The sequence below is a fragment of the Clostridium sp. MCC345 genome (assembly GCF_018785345.1).
Lineage (GTDB): Bacteria > Bacillota > Clostridia > Lachnospirales > Anaerotignaceae > Anaerotignum_A > Anaerotignum_A faecicola.
In genome coordinates this window covers 7,802-26,501 of sequence record NZ_WQPP01000044.1, presented here as the reverse complement: position 1 = coordinate 26,501, position 18,700 = coordinate 7,802, and the positions used below count along the sequence as shown (strand labels likewise).

Genomic DNA, 18,700 nt, shown 5'->3' with positions numbered 1-18,700 from the left:
TACCATAGCAATAACCTCTTTCCTACCCCTGCTTTCCCTTCGTCGGTGGAAATTCCATCTTAAATTTATACTGGAATCCCTTGATTTCTTTACCGTCCTTCGTGTAGGAAAACTCCTCTATACTCTCTGGAATCAAATAAGCATCATAGCTGCCTTTCTTGCCCTTCAAACCTTTTACAAGTATCTTCTTCCCTTGAAGCAGGCTCTTGACCTGTGCATCTGAAAGTGTAACCCCAAGTGCCTTACCAACATTCATACCACATTTCCCGGTACAATACGCTCCGAATTTTCCCTTGACTACATCAGCACCACACTTCGGGCATTTGCCTAGCACTTCCTGCCCACCCTTGCCTGTGCCAAACATGGCTTTATGTTCATCACTAACGCTGTGATAGGTCTTTACAAGATCAGTTACCATTGCTTCAATACCTGACATAAACTGTTCTGCAGCAACTTCTCCTTTGGATACAAGAGTAAGCTCATTCTCCCAGTCAGCGGTCAGCTTCGGAGATTTTACTACATCCGGAAGTATCGTGATCAGCTTCATTCCGTCCTCTGTCGGGATCATCTGCTTTTTCTCACGTTTCACAAATCCGTCTTTTACCAACTTTTCTATGATATCGGCTCTGGTGGCAGGTGTGCCAAGTCCTTTTCTCTCCACCTCATCACCCATATCCTCTGCTCCGGCTCGCTCCATAGCAGACAGTAAGCTGTCCTCTGTGTAATGCTTTGGTGGCTGTGTGAAATGCTCGGAAACTCTTGTCTGCTCCACTGCAATCGTCATGCCCTCACGAAGCTCTGGCAGCTTCTTTTCTTCCTCGGTATCTGATTTATCTTCTGTGGTTTTATAGGAACTCTTGAAGAAATCCTCAAATTCCTTCCATCCATTCTTCCATACTTCCTTGCCGGATACCTTAAATACTGTATCATTGCAGGTAAGCTCTGCCTTTGTGGAATTATAAATGTGCTTCTCCCCGGTCGCACACAGCAGACGGTTGGCACACAGGGAAAGTATCTTCATCTCACTCTCCGGTATTGCTTTTAAATCCTGTTTGATGATCTCCATGGTCGGAATGATTGCATGATGGTCTGTCACTTTCTTGCTGTTCAAAATTCTTTTTATATCCGGATTGAACATGACATTCTGCTCAAACAACAGAGAATTGAAAATCGCTTCGATCACATTTTTCGCTGTTCCCTCCATGTCATTGGAAAGGTACTGGCTGTCCGTTCTCGGATATGTAACAAGTTTCTTTTCATAAAGACTTTGGGTATATTCCAATGTCTGCTTGGCAGTAAAACCAAACAGACGGTTTGCATCCCTCTGGAGTGTGGTAAGATCATAGAGCTTCGGTGGTGCTACCCACTTTTCTTCCTTTACCACGGAAGTGACAAGAGCCTGTCCGTTTTCACAGGCTCCTGCAATCCTCTCTGCTTCCGTTTTATCACTGATATGCTCTGATACCGCATCCAGACCATTTCCCATGATGTAAGCCATATAATAGGCTTCTTTCTTGAAATTCATGATTTTACTTTCACGATCCACCAGCATGGCAAGTGTCGGTGTCTGCACTCTGCCAACCTTCAATGCCTTACCGCCATATAATACCGTAAAAAGTCTTGTTCCATTGATACCCACAAGCCAGTCTGCTTCCTGCCTGCATAATGCTGAATGATACAAGTTATCATAGTCGCTGCCTGGGCGAAGATTATGGAAGCCGTCACGGATAGCACTCTCCTCCATAGAAGAAATCCATAAACGCTTCATCGGTTTTCTGCATCCTGCCATGTTGTAGGTCAGGCGGAAGATCAGCTCACCCTCCCTTCCGGCATCAGTAGCACATACAACGGCATCTACCCTGTCATCATGCATGAGCTTTTTCAAAATCTGATACTGTGCTTTTGTATCACTTTTCACTTCATGCTGCCATTCCTGCGGAATGATCGGAAGGCTCTCATAGCTCCATTTCTTCCATGCTTCCTCATAGCTTTCAGGCTGTGCCAGTTCTACCAGATGTCCCACACACCATGATACCAGATACTCATTGCCTTCCAAATATCCGTCCTTACGCTGTGTGGCACCAAGAACTGCCGCAATGCTCTGTGCCACACTCGGCTTTTCTGCAATAACAAGCTCCATCTCTATTCCTCCCCATTTTCTTCATCATTATTGTTGTTATCTTCATTGTCATATTCCGTATTGTCCTCTGATTCTGCATCGCTCACAGTATCATCTCCACCATTTAGGAAAGCTTCGTCGGAACTCTGCTCATTTTCTTCCTCGTTCTCATAATCATAGTCCTCGTCAAGTTCGTCCTCATCTTCATCCTCATCAATAAAGTTTTCCTTTTTCTTCTTGGATTTGACAACATATACCACGCCGATCACAGCTACCGCAGCAATGCCCATTAAAATATATGTAAAGCCGGAACCATCTGCTTTTGCGGTATCCTCTTTCGGCTCACATGTATCTTCCGCGCTATCTTCGGTGCTGTCCTCAACACTTTCTGCTCCCTGTGTTTTATCTCCTGTGGTATCAGCATTATTGTTTGATAATGCGCTGTCTTTGGTAGGGATTGCAGATTCCAAAGCCGCAGAGTTTTTCGGAAGTATCTCGCTGTTATCCGTTGTGGTATTCAGCAGGTCGTTTTCACTGACTTCTGTAAGGAAATACACCTTTTCATCTTCCCCATCACGATCAATCACAAGATAAAATACCTTTTCTGATGCAGTCTGGATTGTGTAAAATTCCTTGCCTTTTTCTGTGGTCTGGCTGTCACTGCTCTGGTCTGCATCCTTAGAAATATCTCCCGTACTTGGAGATTGCTTTGCTGTTGCGGAACTGCTTGAAGTTGTTCCACTGCCTGTCTGGGAAACTGTATTTCCATTCCCATCCGTTTTCGTATGCTCTGTGACTTGTGCGGTTGCAGAGCTTGGCTTGGTTGCAGACGCATCCACCGGAAGCTGCTGTGCCGGATCTTTTTCACTGCTGTCCTTATTCTCCGGATCGGTGTAATACGGATTGGCTGTTTTATAGATTTCAGAGGTATTTCCTGCATTATCCATGGCAGAAATCGTGAAATACTGATACCCTGCATCGAACTGTTGCAGACGGATATTCAAGGCTCCATTCGTATGCTCTGTAAACTCATAGCCATTGACATAGATTGCCTTGATACCGGAATCCGTATCATGTGCCTGAATACTCAATAGACCATCGCTGACTGCCGCATTTAAGGTAGGCTTGGTAAAATCAAAGCACTTGATGTAGCGATTTTTCTCGTAGGTCTTGCCCTTCTGGTCTGTGACCTGCACATAAATGGTGCTGTTTTCGGAAATCTCTATGTACATATCCTCGGTAATGTCTGTCCAGCTTCCATTCTGCCCGACTTTTGCCTTTACTGTCTGAATGGTAAAATTGCCGGATACAATAGTATCCACCACCTTGACTGTTACTTTCGTGGTATCGTTATGCCACCCAGAAGGTGTATTGATTGTAATTTTCACACTCGGATTGATATAGGCACATTCCTTGTAATCCTTTGCACACACCTCACAATCTTCATCTACTGCATACTGACTGCATTTTTCCTTGCAGGTGCATTTTGCGGCAGGCTGTGTCTCCTCAGTTGTGCCTTCTGTGGAATTTTCTGTTGTATTCTCCGTGGACTGCTCTGTATGATTTTCTCCACTACCGGAACTGTCCTTGTTATCAGTGCCGAACGCTGTGCTTTCTGCACTGCCTTCCTCTGCCGCACTCTCTGTTTTCTGCTCTGCAGTATCCTCCGCATGAACCTCTATCGTATTTGTCCTGTTGGCAAAAAATGCCCCAATCGGCATACAAAAAAGTATTGCCGACAGCATAAGGGACACTACCGCCCTAGCCGATAATTTCCTGTTTTTCATTGATTGAAACCTCCTTTTCCTGTTCCCGTTTCTGTAATAAATTTCTGACTTCATCCTCACTGAGCTTGTTTAACATCTGCAAACGCTCCGATGAGATTTTATATTTTCGTATGATCTTCATGGCTTCGGCATCCTCCGCCATCTGTTTCTGTTCTGCAAGGTCTTTTTCCTTTGCCTGTAGCTGTGCTATCTGCTCTCTGACCTTTTTAAGCTGTGAATTGATTCGTTCTACTGACAAAAATAATTCCTCCCTTCGCTAATTCAATCTTCCAAAACCATAGAAATGGCTCTGCCAGTAAGAAGTATTGATTGATGTGTACTGAATTGGATCACCGCAATGCACCATCGTACCGTTTCCACAGTAGATACCAACGTGTGTAACCGGACGTCCTGCATTATAGGTTCCTGTAAAAAATATAATGTCCCCTGCCTTTGCATCTGCCGCTGATACCGGAGTACACTGGTCATAAATGCCCTGTGCTGTGGTCCTTGGCAGGTTATGTACGCCACTGTTTGAAAATACCCAGCATACAAAACCGGAACAGTCAAAACTAGCCGGAGCTGTGCCGCCAAAAGTATATGGCATTCCCAGATACCTGTTTGCTTCACGCATAAGCGTCTGTACGGTTGCATCATCATAGGATTCCGGCGGTATCACATTGCTGGTTCCTCCTCCGGTGCCGCCCGTTGTTTCTCCATAAATGGTCTGTTCTCCTGCTTCAAAATAAAATAACGGGTTATAATACACCCCGTTATACAGACATTCAATATGAAGGTGGCTTCCGGTACTGCTTCCTGTATTTCCGCTTTTGCCTATATTGTCACCCTTTTTTATACTCTGCCCTGCGGATACATTTAAGCTGTCCATGTGGGCATATTTTGTGGTATATCCCTTGCTGTCCGTAATCACCACATAATTCCCATAGTATGAATCGTAAGCCGCTTCCGTAACCGTTCCGTCATGGGCTGCATACACGAGCGTTCCTGTCGGTACTGCTATGTCCACGCCCCTGTGAAGCTCCTCTGCTCCGGTGTTCGGATTCTTCCGGTATCCATAATAACTGCTGATATAGTAGTACCAGTAGTAATCCACGGGTGTTCCAAATACCTGTAACCCGCCTTTTGTCTCCGTATAGGCTCCAAAAATTTCCGTCTGTTCGCTGTCCATGCGTCCGGCTACAATGCTCTCAAGCGGTGTGACCGTAAGTGTGACACGAAGAATTGTTACGGTATATTCTTCTTCCTCCTCATACTCGTATTCCTCGGTACGGGTAGTCCCGTCCGGATTTGTTACTATTCTGGTTCCGGTCTTTGTGACTGTCCTTGTCCGTGTTTCCTCTACTTCCTCGGTAGTGAGTGAATACATGGCATCAAATAATTCCTGAATCTCACTCTCTATTCCTGCGGCAGTAAATTCCGTATGGACTGCGGAAAGATAACTGATCAGTGTGTACGGATCATGCCCGATTGCACCAAGGTTATAATCGTATTCATCATATCCCGGATAATCAGTTTCAATCCGGTCAATCTTATTTTGCAGTTCCATTTCCTTTTCTGTAAAAGATAAATCTGCTGCATCAATCTCTGCCGGAAGGCTAAGATATGTGCTTGCCATCGTTGTTGTCACAGTTCCGGTAAACATGGAACCGCAGCTTGATAGTGCCGACATGATCATAATGAGCAAAAGTGCAAAAATACCCACTGTGATAATCAGTGTTTTATTTTTCGTGGCAATTTCCTGTAACTTCTTTGCAATCCCGGTTGCAGCATTGGCTGTCTTTGTAAATGTTTCCTTTGCAGTCTTGGCTTCTGCTCCTACCCGCCTTGCCTTGGCATACTCACGCTTGATGCGCTGTTTCTGTAACTGCCTTTGCAACTGCTTCTTTGGACTGTTGCCCTTTAGATGTGGATTTTCACTGATGAATTTCTCATACTCCAGCTTCATATCCGCTGTAACCTGTTTTTTGTGCAATCGCTCTAAGCGGTCACGCTTTCTCTGTGCCTTGCTCTTGCGGTGATACTTCATATAGTGGTAAATATCCTCGGCTCGCTGTTCCGTCTTGTGTGCGCCCTCCACAGCAGAATTATCCTTTTCTGTCTCTGCAATCTTGCGATGCACAAAATACATATTTTCGGTCTGGAGCTTGTGAACCGCAGTTTTTCCCAGTCCATCCGGTTTAAATGGCTTCTCCACATCCACCGGAACCACAACATACTTTGCTTTTCCGGTCTGTTCATCAAAGACACGCTTCATCTCATACTGCCGCTTTGTCGGCATCTTGTCCTTTGCTTTCTGCAACTTTCGGCGGTTCTTTTCCGACTTATCAAAAGCCTTCTGTACTTTTTGGTCTGTAAATTCGTCCGCCTGCCCCTGCGAAAATGTGGCGTCCTTTGTCTGAAGATCTCCATAATCGGACTGCTTTGCATTTTCTGACTTTGCACGCTCTCTGTGTGCGTGTTCTCTCTGCACACGCCTTTTGTGATATTTTCCTTTTTCCTCAGACCGTTGGTAGGTATTTCTAACGTGGTAATTGTCCTGAAAACTGTCTGCGTCCTCTGTATGGAAATTTGTAGCATTACCGTTTTCCACATTGATAAAGCTGTTTTCCTTTAAGAATGTCTTTTCCGCTTCGGCTTCCGACTTCTGGACATTGTGACCAGAAGTGTCCTGTTGTTGCTGTCGGTAATATTTTTTCTTATTATTTTTCCTGTATTCTGTCCCAGTATTAAACTCTGACTTCTGGACGCTGTGACCAGAAGTTGCATTTCCTGTACGACTGCCATGGTTTGCATCCCGTGGCAGATTGCTCACAGGCTTCTCGCTGGCACTAAACTGGTTTTCCACAGAAAAGGTGTTGTCCTGCCTGTATTCTGTATGATTTGCTCCAGTCACTTCCTTATCCTTGGAAAATGTCTCTTTTTCAAATGCCTTTACTGCCTGCTTTTTTTGTCTCTTTTCTGCCATTTACACTGCGTCCTCCTTCTGCACCGATTCCTCCGGCTTGGTATTCATAATTCTGTAGGTCTTGGTGTCTGTCGGGTATTTATCCACGAATGGAATAACCACATTATCAAACAGTATCAGACCGCTTCCCGGCTCAGAGTTGGTGACATAGGATAACTGCTTATCCGATAATCCCAGCTTATCAGCGAGGATTGCCTGATCTTTGGCATTCTGATTTAACAGATATACAAAGTCGCTGTTACCCAAGATACCTTCAATCTCCTCTGAACGCAAAAAATCACCCACGTTCTGCGTCAAGCCTGTCGGTATTCCGCCCCATTTTCTGAAACGCTTCCAGATTTCCACAGAGTAAATAGCGGTCTGCTTCTCCTTCAGAAGAAGGTGGAACTCATCACAGTAATAACGGGTAGCAATCTTTCGCTCCCTGTTCTGCGATACCCTGTTCCAAACCGCATCCTGCACGATTAACATACCCAGCTCTTTCAACTGATTTCCCAAGTCTCTGATGTCAAAGCACATGATACGGTTGCCGCTGTCCACATTGGTATGGTGGTTGAAGTAATTCTGTGAACCATGCACATACAGCACAAGGCTGTTTGCGATACGCTCTGCCTTTGGATTTTTGTGTGCTAACAGGGCATCATATAAATCCTCCAACAGCGGCATATTTTCCGGCACCGGATTTTCAAAATACTTATCATAAATATGACGGATACATTCGTCAATGATGCCTTTCTCATCGTTCTCCAGACCGTCCTTGCCACCTGCGATCAGGTCACATAATGTTATGATAAAATCCGATTTCAGTTTTAATGCTTCCTTATCCCCCTTATGGCTCAACTGAATATCCATCGGGTTCAGATAGTCTTTGGAATTGGTGGCAAGTTTTACCACCTGTCCATGTAGTGCCGCTACAAGTGCAAAATACTCGCCCTCCGGATCGCAGATGATAATATCGTCCTTCGTGATAAGGAAACAGCTTAAAATCTCACGCTTTGCACTGAAACTCTTACCACTTCCGGGAGTACCTAAGATAACCCCGTTTGGTGTACGGAGCCTTTTTCTGTCTGCCATGATCATGTTGTTGCTGAGTGCATTTAATCCGTAATAGATTGCCGGTGCAGGCATAAATAACTCCTGTGTGCAGAATGGTACTAAGATTGCGGTACTCTTTGTGGAAAGGGTACGCTCAATGCCAGTCTCATTGCAGCCAATCGGCGCAGATGCCATAAGGCCCTGCTCCTGTAAATACTGCAAACAGCGTAAGTCACAGTTTGCCTGCTGAATGATACCGGACACCCTCTGCATTAAACTCTCCAGTTCCCGCTTGGTTCTGCCATAACAGGTAATGAGAAATGTCATGTTGATCATCTTCTGGTTGCTCGTATTCAAGTCATCGAGAAATTCCAGCATGTCCTTTTCATAGGTCACAATATCCGTTGGAAGAATATCCATATCGTAACCGCTCCGGACTGCCTTTTTCTGTTCCTCAATCTTCATTTTTTGAATATTGGAAATAACCGCTTTTAACTTCTTGATTGCCTTTACCGGATCTTCCGTCTGCATGTGCATGGAAATCGTAAGATTAGCATCAATATCCAGAAGATGCTTGATCAGCTCGTCCGTAAACTTCGGTGCGATAATATCCAGATAGGACACGCAGCCATACATATTTCCCGACTTGAAGCGGTTCGGATAGCGGAAATCAAATCCCGGTGGTGCAATATAGTCCTTGACCGACTTACCGGATTCAGCCAGATCCTTAAACGAAAAACGGAAAGGCTCCATGGTATCCTGGTTAAAATACTCATGCAGGATGCGCAGTCTTTCCTTTCCGTCCAGTCCCCTCGCAAGGGTTCCTATATTGTTTAAGTTTCGTATGACATCTTTTTCAATGTTGTTAAGGCGGCTCTTGGCTTCCTTGTATCCATTGCTCTCCACACCAAAAATCAGATATTTTGATTTGATGATGCCATTATTTCCCTTTGCCGCCTGCTTCTTTAACATTTCTGTATATTCTTCACGAATGTCATTAAAATCATCTTCCTGCCACGGAATGTCAAACTGTTCCGTAAGCATCTGTTCGTTGACCTGCCTGTTGAAAAGCACCAGTTCAAACTTCACAGACGGATCAAAATAATTGATGAGCTTGCTGTACTGTGCCAGTATATCCGCCTGCTCGTCCACTTCCAGTAGCGAATAGTTTATATCAAAAAATTCCACCATCTTTGTATAATAACGGTGGCTGACCTGACAGATACCGTCCCGGAACATCTTTTCAAAAGTGATCGTCCTTTGTGCGGTAGTCGGCTTTTCTTTCTCATTGCTCTTTCCCGATAAAATGCGCTTCAACTGTATAAGACGCTTCTTTTCTGAAAAGGTAAGACCGCCACCGCTGTTATTTCTGCTTTTATTTACAGCTTTACCTTTTGGATGTCGTTCCGGTTCTGCCTTTTGCTTTTTCTTCAAGATAACGAACCTCCCTTCGTAATTTCTCTTTTTCTTCCAACTGCTTGTATAGGTTTTCCGACCTGTATGGTCTGATGCCCGGTGTGAGTATCTTCTGCCGGAGCATAAAATATAAAATTTTCTCTGCCGGAAACCCGTTTTTCTCATACATCGCAAAAAAGAAGAACGGAAGCATTGCTCCCATCATAAGAAGTGATGCGGCTGATGTTCCAATCAGTCCCTTGGTTAAAAAATACAAGGGGATTCCAGCTACTGCCGCACCGCTGAAACAGATGATCTGTCTCTTTGTCAAGTTCAGTGCCACTTTTGTCTTGATACCGGACAAATCCTTTGGCACCTGCACGGATATTGCCATATCGTTCCTCCCTTAGTGCGCATTCCAAATAGATTTCGATAATGAACCAGTCTTAAAGAGTGAGAAGCATAAGATAACCGTATATGCTGCCACCGACCAGAGTGCCGTATGCAGGTTGTCGGCTACTGCCACACCTGCCACCAGCACCGCATAGATTGCGACGCATACCATCATAAAAAATCCCTGAAATGCAAGGGCACAAAGTCCCTTAAAATAATTGGTTCCTATTGTTCCCCATTCCCGGTTGGTTACGGTTGCACAGGGAACAGGTGCTACTGATACATAAAGATATATTTCAATCATTCGCCCATAAAGAATGACGGTGATAAGGACTGACATGATTTTCATACATAAACTGACGATCATGGTCTCCATCCCCAGTCCTAACAGCTCGCCTATGCTCATCTCCGAAAACTGCTCATTGAACATCGTCTGCAGCGTACTTGAAACATCAATACTGGTTTCCCCGCTGATTGCTGCCGCTGCGGAATTGACGATGTGGCTTCCCACATCAAATACCGCCATTACAATGTCAAAAGTCTTGCTAAGAAGCATGACTGCAATACATGCTTTCATAAAAAAGCGGATAAAGATTGCTGTATTGAAGTCATGCAGGTTGTTTTTATCAATGACCATGGAAATAAGCTCATAGACGAGTACAAAGCTGATGATCATACCCGCTATGGGAATCATCACGTTGTCGGACAAGGCTTTTATCATATCAAAAATACCGGAGTTCCATGTGCTGGGGGTTTTGCTGACCTCCCCTGCAATCGTGCCTACCTTGTCATTGACATCGGTAAACATGGTTTCAAAGTTGGTCAGAACCCACCCCTGCAACAGTTCCTTTATGAATTCAGTAATCTTATCAATGATCCCGCCCATGAATTATGAGAACAGAGTGGTAAGCTGTGGAATTACCGTCTGTGCCACAATGATGATACCACCGCCACTCATAAGCTGCTTCATGCCCTGGGACTTTATTTGTGTGTGATAAAGAAGCAATAGAAGTGTAAAATTTTTTTGCCGTTCCCATCCGGCACTTAGCTACTGTGTCGGATAGGTCGGGCATTATTCGTCGGGAAGTTCTACCTTGCCGACAAAGCTGTAATAAATATCAATGTCCTGTCTGCGTGTGCCGTTCTCGTCATAGCTGCACTCATGGACAACGATTTTTTCAATAAACTCCCGCAGCAGGGTATGGGTCAATTCCTCAAAGCTGGTGTACTTGCGGACAACTTTCATAAACTTTTCCGCATTAACCGTGGCTTCCTGTGCCTTTGCCAGTTCCGCTTGCAGTTCGGCGGCACGGCTCTTGACCTGTTTCTGTTCGGCTTCATAGTCTGCGGAAAGTTCCGCAAAGCGTTCATCAGAAATACGCCCGGTCACACTGTCCTCATAAAGCCGCTTGAAGATAGCGGACAGCTCCGCAATCCGCTTTTCGGCTGCGTCCAGTTCCTTTCGCTTGGCAGCGTTGCGGCGTTTGCCGCCGTCCTCGTTCTGCTCGATCAGCAGCTTCATAAACTGCTTTTCATGCTTGGCTGCATAGCTTGTCACTTTCCGCAGATTGGCGGTCACACCCGCAGTCAAAAGGTCGGTGCGGATAAAATGTGCGCTGCAATCGTGGGTACGCTTCTTGTAGTTGCCGCAGATGTAGCAATCCTGTTTTCGGGTTTTGTTCTCGTATCTCTGCTGATAGAGGACGCTCCCACAATCGGCGCAGAACAGCAAGCCGGAGAACAGACCGACTTCATCATAGCGGTTTGGACGCTTGCGCTGCTTGCGTAATTCCTGCACACGTTCCCATGTGGCAAGGTCAATGATTGGCTCATGGGTATTCTCGAAAATGACCTGTTTTTCTTCGGGATTTTCCACGCTTGATTTGACCTTGTAGGACACTTTCTCGGTCTTGAAGTTTACCGTATGCCCCAGATATTCCTTGCGTTCAAGGATATGGACAATCGTGTTGGTCGCCCACTTGTAGGGATAATCGGGGTAGTAACGGCGTGTGCTGCCTGTCCTGCGGTATTCCAATGTACCCGGTGTTGGGATTTGCTGCTCGGTCAATACACGGGCGATTTTGGTCGGACCGTTCCCGGCAAGGCACAAGCTGAAAATCTGCTTGACGACCGGGGCAGCTTCTTCGTCCACGATAAAGCGTCCGTCCTCGCCTTTGAGATAACCATAGACCGGCTGACTTGTGATAGGCTTGCCACTCATGCCTTTGCTGCGGAAAACTGCCTTGATTTTCTTGCTCGTATCTCTCACCATCCATTCGTTGAAGATATTACGCAGAGGGGCAAAATCATTGTCGCCCTGTGCGCTGTCCACTCCATCGTTGATAGCGATAAAGCGAACGCCCCTTTGTGGGAAAATCATGTCACTATTATAGACAAGAGCACAAAAAGGATAGGTACGGTGGGGATTAACCCGTCAGATTTTCCATTCAATTTCTACCTTTTCATTTGTTGCCCGGATGACCGTTATCAGTGCGTCCACCACCTGCCTCTTGTCCTCAAAGCTGACATTCTCCCAGTCATCCAGATACCCGGAAATGCTTTCCATCTTCTCCATCGGCACAGCGTCCGCAGAGAGTTTTGCAATCTCATTGGCAATGGACTGCCGCCTTGCGTCCAGCTCCTCAATTTTGCTGTTGGCATAGGAGAGCAAAACAGGGCTTGCGCCCGTCAGCGTGTCAAGCAGCTTTTCAATCTCGCTTTCTACCTGTGCCAGTTCCAGCCGCTTTGCAGTCAGTTTCGGGGAGATTTTTGCAGCCTTGTTCCGACCTGTCAGCGTCTTAAAATCTTTCAGCTTTTTAACCATCGCCCTATAGACTACCGCTTCCAGTTCGTGCAGCTTCACGCACCCGCAGCCGGGACACGCCTTGCTGTCCGCATGGACGGTGCAGCGCAGGTAAAGAATACCGTTGGAGTGCGCCGACATGAGCGCATAGCCGCATTTCCCGCATTTGATTTTTCCCGCCATCCATGTGTTCCGGGCTTTCCTTGCGGGCTGGTAAGTGTGGCTGGCAAGCAGCTTCTTCCGGCATTTCAGCCACAGCTCCGATGGGATAAACCCCTCATGTGGAGCCAGTACCAGCGTCTGTCCTTGCAGGTGCTTGTGCTTGTCCTCTGTATTCCCCTTGCCCTGATAGTAATAGCAGCCGTTTGTCCCGGCAAAGTCGGCGGCATCATTGTAAATATCCGTTCCCTGGCTTTTGTAAAACTCGTATATGTCGAGGTCAGCCATGACATAAATCGGGTTTCGGAGAATAACGCTCAAAGTAGCCCTTGACAGCGGCCTGCCATGATAAGTACGCATACCGTCCGCCGTCAGCTTCTTTGTAATGTCATGCAGCGATACCTGCGGGTCAGCGTACATCTCATACATCTGCCGGACAAAGGCCGCTTCGGTTGGCTCTATTACCAGCTTCTTTGTGCGCACCCCGTCCATCACATAAGGCTCTGTCCGAAAGCCGTAGGGCGTTTTACCGCCCATTTTGAAACCACGCTGGCAACGGGAGTGCCATGCGTCCTGCACCCGCTTCTGTATGGTTTCCCGTTCAAGCTGGGCGAACACGATACAGATATTCAGCATCGCCCGCCCCATCGGGGTGGAGGTATCAAACTTTTCCGTAGAGGACACAAACTCCACTTCGTACTTTTGGAAGAAGTCCATCATCTTCGCAAAGTCGAGAATGGAACGGCTGATGCGGTCGAGCTTGTAAACCACCACTTTCCGCACAAGGCCGCTTTCAATATCCCGCATAAGCTGTTGGAATTGGGGACGCTCCGTATTTTTCCCGGAATACCCTTTGTCCTTGTACTCTTTGCAGTTCCCGCCTTTCAATTCGTATTTGCAAAATTCAATCTGGCTTTCAATGGAAATGCTGTCCTTTTTGTCTACCGATTGCCTTGCATAGATTGCGTCTATTCGATTATTCATTTTGTCGCTCCTTTTCTTAAAAAAGAAACGGAGCTGCTGACAGTTCTATTATACCGTCAGCAGCCCCGCAAATCAACGATGGCTTCGGAAAACCTTATGCCCCGGCTTCCTCACTCTGCCGCTTGTCGGCATACTTGCGGAACACCTCATAAAGCTGCTGTTCCAGCTCCCGGCGTTTTGCCGCTTCCTGCTCCGGCGTGAACACCGGGGAGAGATTTTCCAGCGTGATTTCCTTTCCTTGAAAAGTCACGACTTCGGTTTCTTTCTTGTATCTGATATGCTCCATAGTACCTCCGTATTTAATTTTCAAGGTGCAGTTCCGCCATGCTGCGGCGTGAAATGTTTTCTGTCATCAATCACCATTCCCTTGTGTGCCGCTGCTGCCGTTTCAGTTCTGCCAACACCTCCGGCGGGATACGGTCTACCAGCCGCTGAATGTCGTGCAGCTCGCTTTCCAGCTTTGCCCGTTCCATCGTATCTTTCATCTTGCCTTTTTCGCTGGCTTTGGCTCTGGCTTCCAACTGTTCATTTTCCGCCAAAAGGTCGTTTATCGTGACCTTGTATTTTTTGAGCTGCCCAGAGAAGTTCTCCATCTGCGGAAACCACTTTTTCAGCAGGGAGAGGGCTTCCTCTTTCTTCTTTCCGGCATTCAGCGGGTTAATGCCGTCCAGCGTGGCTTCAATGGCTCTTGCCTGTTTGGAGAGATTGACCGCCTGTTTGAACAGCCGAGTGGGGATATGCTTCCGGCCTGTTTTGCCGGCACTCTCCCCACGCTCCAAAGCCGGGTACTTCTCCACCATGTAGGCGTGAAAATCGTCCTGCCACTTTGTAAGGTTGGCTCTGTTCCCGATAATCTCCTTTGCACACAGGCGGTTGTCCTTTGTCAGCGGGACAAAGGTCAAATGCAGGTGGGGCGTTTTCTCGTCCATGTGTACCACCGCCGACACGATATTTTCTTTCCCTACCCGCCCGATTAAGAAATCAGCCGCCCTCTGGAAAAACGCCTGTATCTCCTTTGGGGATTTCTTCTTGAAAAACTCCGGGCTGGCGGTTATGAGCGTATCTACAAAACGGGTGCTGTCCCTGCGGGTACGGCAGCCTGCCTGTTCAATACGGTTCTGTATAAAGTGGTAGTACCTGCCCGACCGCTTGACGATATGGAAATTGTACTTGCTCCGGCTGGCGTCAATGTCGGGATTGCTGGCGTACTGTTCCTTTTGCCGTTCGTGATGGGCTTCCAGCGGTCTTGCCGGATTGCCCTTGTGTTTTTCAAATCGCAAAATTGCGTGTTGTGCCATGAAACTCCTTTCCCCATTCCGTTCCTTTCCGGGACTTTTCCACAGGAAAATCCCGCAGAAAATATCTCGGATAGGATAGGAATGGATAAGATATAAATAAAATCGTTTTAATCTCTGTATTTCTATATACCGTCCGGTTTTCGTACTCCAAGAGGGTTGATTATCGTACTCCATGAGTACGGTTTTCAGTCCTCCTGCGTACCAGAACGGGATTTCTTGAAGTCGGTGTTTGGAACCGCTTCATAGGATTTTGGGTAAATGCGGTTGGGTTTTCCACAGCCCTGCTTCTGGATCTCCACCAGTCCGGCATATTGCAGTTCCCGCAGGGTGTTGACCGCTTTCTGCCGTCCGCAGTGGAGCAGCTCCACTACTTCGTTGATGGGATAGTAGAGGTAAATCCGCCCATATTCATCTGCCCAGCCGTTTTTCCGGGACAGGTCTGTCCGGCGCAGGACAAAGGCATACAGTACCTTTGCTTCGTTGGACAAGGGCGTGAATGTGGGGGCTTCAAAAAGGAAATTGGGAAGCCGGGTAAAGCTGACCGCCTTTTCCGACTGATGGATATAAATGGTGTTTGTCATATCGTGTTTTGTGGACGGTTAGAACCCCGTTTTCTGGGGCAGACGGTAGTTTCTATTGCCTGTCCCTGTTCTGTGCTTGCAAAGCCTTGTAAATCAAGGACTTTTCAGCCCCTAACTGTCCACACAAGACCTCCTTTTCCGTTCACTTTCTGTTTTCTGCCGCCTGTGAACTCTGGCGGCACAGCCGGGACAGTATTTCGCCCGGTTGGACTTTGGGACGAACACGCCGCCGCAGACCTCACAGCATTTCAAGTCCTTTTCCCGGAAAATCTCTGCTTCCAGCGTACCCGCTTGTGGTAAGACAGACCAGCGGAACCACTTGCAGCAGACCGAGAAAGAAATGGCCTGGGGGCAGGTGTGGGCGTCCCCATCGTCAAGGAGCATACAGTTCCCGTCCTCATAATTACAGCACTCCCGGCGGATCAGGGCGTTTGCCTGCTTCCTCTGTGCCGGGGTCATGCGGTAAAGGGAACCGTCCTGTCTGCGCTCTATGGGCGGCAGTCGTTTATATGGGTTCTCTCTCATGTGTTCCCTCCATTTTTCCTTTGCCGTTCTCCCCGAAAAGGCTTCCTGCCCCATTCCTGCGGCGTGTTCCGGCGTTGGCACGCTCCCCGGACTTCGGGACATTTTGTCCCGAAGTGGCTCGTTGCGGTGCTTCCCCTGCCGGGGTATTCCTTTTCGGACGGTCATTCTGTTTTCAAGGTGCAGCTCATCGATGAACTACCTTAAGTCTACACCTAAAAGACCGCCCGCCCCGTATATCCATAAGGTCGGAAATCAGCCCGGAAAACTCTCTATTTCCACGCTCTTGGAATTGTGGTAGAATAGAAGAAATAGAATGGCAAATCGAAATTTCACGGAGGTATATTATGGGACTGTTTTCAAAGAAGAAAAATGAAGAAGTGGCTATTGATGAACTAACACCACAAATAAAAACTAAGTTAGATGAATTAGCCCAAAAAGGCAATCAGTTTGAGGAAGAAGAACAATATGAGGAAGCTATACAAGCATGGAAAGAAGCTCTTAGCCTAATCCCAGAGCCACAGCAATTTTACAGTGAAACCATATGGTTTTTAGCTGCCATTGGCGATATTTATTTTCAAAAGAAACAATACGAAAAAGCACACGAATGCTTTGACAAAGCAAGGGGGAATTTGAGCGGCGAGGGATATGGAAATCCGTTTGTTATGCTTCGATTAGGTGAATGTTGTTTAGAAATAGGGGACGAAAAAAACGCCACAGAATATTTGCTTAGAGCCTATATGTTTGAAGGAAGGGAGATATTTGAGCCTGACGAGGACGGTAATGATGATGGCAAAAAATATTTTGATTATTTAAGAACTCATGTTGAAAACATTGAGTGAAGATTAAGATAACACAGTTCCCATTTATCGAGCAGACAAGGAGGGAGAGCATGGAACTATCCATACAAGAACGATTGAAAGATTTGCGTGTGGAGCGTGGGCTGACGCTGGAGCAGCTTGAGGAGCAGGTAAATCTCTCCAAGTCTGCGCTGGGCAGCTATGAAGCAAAGGATTTTAAGGACATCAGTCACTATGCTATTATCAAGCTGGCGAAGTTTTACGGTGTAACCGCCGATTATCTACTGGGGCTGTCCCAAACAAGAAATCACCCAAACGCTGATCTTGCAGACCTGCGTTTGAGTGATGATATGATTGAACTCTTGAAAAGTGGGTTGATAGATAATTCCCTCTTGTGTGAACTGGCAGTACACCCGGATTTTCCCCGGCTGATGGCTGACCTTGAAATCTATGTAAACGGTATCGCAGGAAAACAGGTACAGAGTGCAAACGCCATCGTGGACACCATGAGTGCAACGATTATGAAGCAGTACAATCCCGGCTTGTCCGACCCGCAGCTAAGACAGCTTATCGCCGCCCATATTGATGATGACAGCTTTTGCCGCTATGTGATACAGCAGGACATAAACAAGATAGCCCTCGACCTGCGGGAAGCCCATAAGGACGATTTTTTCAGCGTTCCGGGGGACAACCCACTGGAAGATTTCTTGCAGACCGCCGAGGAAACTGCCAGTCCAGACAGCGACCCGGAGCAAGCGGCTTTGGCGTTTATCTGTAAGCGGCTCAAGCTGAATTTGAAAAAGCTGTCCGAGGAAGAAAAGAAGTGGCTGAAAAAGATTGCACAGAAGTCGGACTTGCTGAAAAATCCGAACCCACAGCGGGGGAGGAAATAAGAAATTGATAAAATTGAATTTACTTTTTTAACAGGAGGATTATACAATGAGTATGGATTTGAATTTTTGGAAGTACAAGGAAGATACCGCACATGACCATTCAACCGTATATCAGACAGCGTGTTGTGATGGCGAGGTAATGGAAGTATTGGAAGTTCTTCCGATTGACGAGATTTTGAAAAAAGTGGCTGATTCTTTTTCTGACTGGAATATACAAGGTGGAGGCAAAGATTTTGAAAAAGAAGGACATGGAGCATTTCAGGTTTTTACAACTTCGCAAATCGTAAGGTTTGATTGCTATGGTATGCAAGAGGCTGATATGAACGCTCTCATGGATATTTTACTTGATTTTGGTTGCCCTCTATACGACCCACAAATTTCAACGAGATTCGATTCTTGGACAGATAGATAACAAATCCCATTTATCGTGGAGATAGCAAAGCCAGCCGAGCCAGTCAACGGTCAAGATGAACGGCGCATTTTATGCGCCGCCGTTGACAGTCCCGCCCGTCTTTGCTAATAGTCAATCAAGGCGGGAAAGCCTTAAAATGGCTTCCCGCCCATTTCAATTTTGAGAGAAAAATCCGTCTGTTTTTTCGTAAGTGTGGCTATCCGTGTGGGACGAGGGACGGGGGCTTTCATATCCGCCCTGTCTGCTGATGAAACCAGTCCTGCGCTTGCGGCTCCACGCCACGCAATCACAGCCCTGTTTTCCTGCTGCTTCAAATGTGCTTGCCCTTCCGGGCGGCAACCTCATTTTCGCAGCAACGCCGACAGAGCGTATAACACACTACACTTTGCAAGCAAAGTCGTGTGCCAAGGGGCAATCCCCTTTGGAAACCCCGGACAACAAAACAGGCTGAATATCCCGCACTTTCCCGGTGCTTGATACTCAGCCTTTATTTGTTGTCAGCAGCCCCCGTTTCGTGGTCTGCCTTTTGTGTCCTTGTCCATAATGTTTCCGTA

General features: G+C 46.7%; 16 protein-coding genes and 1 pseudogene. 3 read left to right on the top strand and 14 right to left on the bottom strand.

Going from position 1 to position 18,700, the window contains the following annotated elements; translation table 11 throughout:
- Positions 1–22: 22 nt before the first annotated feature.
- From GPK49_RS08655 to GPK49_RS08590, 14 genes and pseudogenes are all read right to left on the bottom strand, one after another.
- Positions 23–2,140 (bottom strand): DNA topoisomerase 3, encoded by a 2,118-nt coding sequence (locus GPK49_RS08655; protein ID WP_215677464.1) that lies wholly within the window; start codon positions 2,138–2,140, stop codon positions 23–25.
- A 2-nt stretch (positions 2,141–2,142) separates the two neighbouring features.
- Complete coding sequence (locus GPK49_RS08650; protein WP_215677463.1) at positions 2,143–3,906, bottom strand: CD1107 family mobile element protein; 1,764 nt, start codon at positions 3,904–3,906, stop codon at positions 2,143–2,145.
- On the bottom strand, positions 3,881–4,144 hold the full coding sequence (locus GPK49_RS08645; RefSeq protein WP_055264214.1) for a DUF4315 family protein: 264 nt from the start codon (positions 4,142–4,144) through the stop codon (positions 3,881–3,883). Before GPK49_RS08645 ends, GPK49_RS08650 begins: the two co-directional genes overlap by 26 nt.
- Before the next feature lie 18 nt (positions 4,145–4,162).
- Positions 4,163–6,871 (bottom strand): CD1108 family mobile element protein, encoded by a 2,709-nt coding sequence (locus tag GPK49_RS08640; protein WP_118772849.1) that lies wholly within the window; start codon positions 6,869–6,871, stop codon positions 4,163–4,165.
- Positions 6,872–9,340: a VirB4-like conjugal transfer ATPase, CD1110 family gene (locus tag GPK49_RS08635; RefSeq protein WP_118592193.1), complete on the bottom strand. Its 2,469-nt coding sequence runs from the start codon at positions 9,338–9,340 to the stop codon at positions 6,872–6,874. It abuts the gene before it with no gap.
- Positions 9,294–9,695, bottom strand: coding sequence for a PrgI family protein (locus GPK49_RS08630; RefSeq protein WP_118512093.1), 402 nt, complete (start codon positions 9,693–9,695; stop codon positions 9,294–9,296). Before GPK49_RS08630 ends, GPK49_RS08635 begins: the two co-directional genes overlap by 47 nt.
- 12 nt (positions 9,696–9,707) lie before the next feature.
- Entirely contained in the window at positions 9,708–10,580 is an 873-nt protein-coding gene (locus GPK49_RS08625; protein ID WP_118592192.1) for a VirB6/TrbL-like conjugal transfer protein, CD1112 family, read from the bottom strand.
- A gap of 3 nt (positions 10,581–10,583) precedes the next feature.
- A complete protein-coding gene (locus GPK49_RS13010; protein WP_208913923.1) occupies positions 10,584–10,652 on the bottom strand; it encodes a hypothetical protein in 69 nt (22 codons plus the stop codon).
- A gap of 114 nt (positions 10,653–10,766) precedes the next feature.
- A pseudogene (locus GPK49_RS08615) lies at positions 10,767–12,080 on the bottom strand (DUF4368 domain-containing protein); the annotation flags it as partial.
- A gap of 48 nt (positions 12,081–12,128) precedes the next feature.
- Positions 12,129–13,640 carry a recombinase family protein gene (locus tag GPK49_RS08610; protein ID WP_009251523.1) on the bottom strand — a complete coding sequence of 504 codons (1,512 nt, stop codon included), beginning with the start codon at positions 13,638–13,640 and terminating at the stop codon, positions 12,129–12,131.
- Positions 13,641–13,734: 94 nt separating this feature from the next.
- Positions 13,735–13,926, bottom strand: a complete 192-nt coding sequence (locus GPK49_RS08605; protein ID WP_002566025.1) for a hypothetical protein — start codon at positions 13,924–13,926, stop codon at positions 13,735–13,737.
- A gap of 70 nt (positions 13,927–13,996) precedes the next feature.
- Positions 13,997–14,938 carry a MobV family relaxase gene (gene mobV, locus GPK49_RS08600; RefSeq protein WP_009251524.1) on the bottom strand — a complete coding sequence of 314 codons (942 nt, stop codon included), beginning with the start codon at positions 14,936–14,938 and terminating at the stop codon, positions 13,997–13,999.
- Positions 14,939–15,123: 185 nt separating this feature from the next.
- The gene (locus tag GPK49_RS08595; protein WP_215677459.1) at positions 15,124–15,519 is read right to left on the bottom strand and encodes a replication initiator protein A; all 396 of its coding nucleotides are present in this window, start codon (positions 15,517–15,519) and stop codon (positions 15,124–15,126) included.
- A 111-nt stretch (positions 15,520–15,630) separates the two neighbouring features.
- Complete coding sequence (locus GPK49_RS08590) at positions 15,631–16,044, bottom strand: cysteine-rich VLP domain-containing protein (RefSeq protein ID WP_318283884.1); 414 nt, start codon at positions 16,042–16,044, stop codon at positions 15,631–15,633.
- A gap of 344 nt (positions 16,045–16,388) precedes the next feature.
- Here GPK49_RS08590 and GPK49_RS08585 point away from each other — a divergent pair, with 344 nt between their 5' ends.
- Genes GPK49_RS08585 through GPK49_RS08575 form a run of 3 tightly spaced genes read left to right on the top strand, consistent with a single transcriptional unit; the run spans position 16,389 to position 18,146 of the window.
- The gene (locus GPK49_RS08585) at positions 16,389–16,883 is read left to right on the top strand and encodes a tetratricopeptide repeat protein (RefSeq protein WP_004462512.1); all 495 of its coding nucleotides are present in this window, start codon (positions 16,389–16,391) and stop codon (positions 16,881–16,883) included.
- A 50-nt stretch (positions 16,884–16,933) separates the two neighbouring features.
- Positions 16,934–17,734 (top strand): helix-turn-helix domain-containing protein, encoded by an 801-nt coding sequence (locus tag GPK49_RS08580; protein ID WP_044931530.1) that lies wholly within the window; start codon positions 16,934–16,936, stop codon positions 17,732–17,734.
- A 46-nt stretch (positions 17,735–17,780) separates the two neighbouring features.
- Positions 17,781–18,146: a hypothetical protein gene (locus tag GPK49_RS08575; RefSeq protein WP_008398421.1), complete on the top strand. Its 366-nt coding sequence runs from the start codon at positions 17,781–17,783 to the stop codon at positions 18,144–18,146.
- The last annotated feature ends 554 nt before the right edge of the window (positions 18,147–18,700 follow it).

Coding starts and splice junctions, on each gene's coding strand:
- GPK49_RS08655 (WP_215677464.1), bottom strand. CDS start 2,140: ATGGAGCTTGTTATTGCAGAAAAGCCGAGTGTGGCACAGAGCATTGCG.
- GPK49_RS08650 (WP_215677463.1), bottom strand. CDS start 3,906: ATGAAAAACAGGAAATTATCGGCTAGGGCGGTAGTGTCCCTTATGCTG.
- GPK49_RS08640 (WP_118772849.1), bottom strand. CDS start 6,871: ATGGCAGAAAAGAGACAAAAAAAGCAGGCAGTAAAGGCATTTGAAAAA.
- GPK49_RS08630 (WP_118512093.1), bottom strand. CDS start 9,695: ATGGCAATATCCGTGCAGGTGCCAAAGGATTTGTCCGGTATCAAGACA.
- GPK49_RS08625 (WP_118592192.1), bottom strand. CDS start 10,580: ATGGGCGGGATCATTGATAAGATTACTGAATTCATAAAGGAACTGTTG.
- GPK49_RS08610 (WP_009251523.1), bottom strand. CDS start 13,640: ATGAATAATCGAATAGACGCAATCTATGCAAGGCAATCGGTAGACAAA.
- GPK49_RS08605 (WP_002566025.1), bottom strand. CDS start 13,926: ATGGAGCATATCAGATACAAGAAAGAAACCGAAGTCGTGACTTTTCAA.
- mobV (WP_009251524.1), bottom strand. CDS start 14,938: ATGGCACAACACGCAATTTTGCGATTTGAAAAACACAAGGGCAATCCG.
- GPK49_RS08595 (WP_215677459.1), bottom strand. CDS start 15,519: ATGACAAACACCATTTATATCCATCAGTCGGAAAAGGCGGTCAGCTTT.
- GPK49_RS08590 (WP_318283884.1), bottom strand. CDS start 16,044: ATGAGAGAGAACCCATATAAACGACTGCCGCCCATAGAGCGCAGACAG.
- GPK49_RS08585 (WP_004462512.1), top strand. CDS start 16,389: ATGGGACTGTTTTCAAAGAAGAAAAATGAAGAAGTGGCTATTGATGAA.
- GPK49_RS08580 (WP_044931530.1), top strand. CDS start 16,934: ATGGAACTATCCATACAAGAACGATTGAAAGATTTGCGTGTGGAGCGT.
- GPK49_RS08575 (WP_008398421.1), top strand. CDS start 17,781: ATGAGTATGGATTTGAATTTTTGGAAGTACAAGGAAGATACCGCACAT.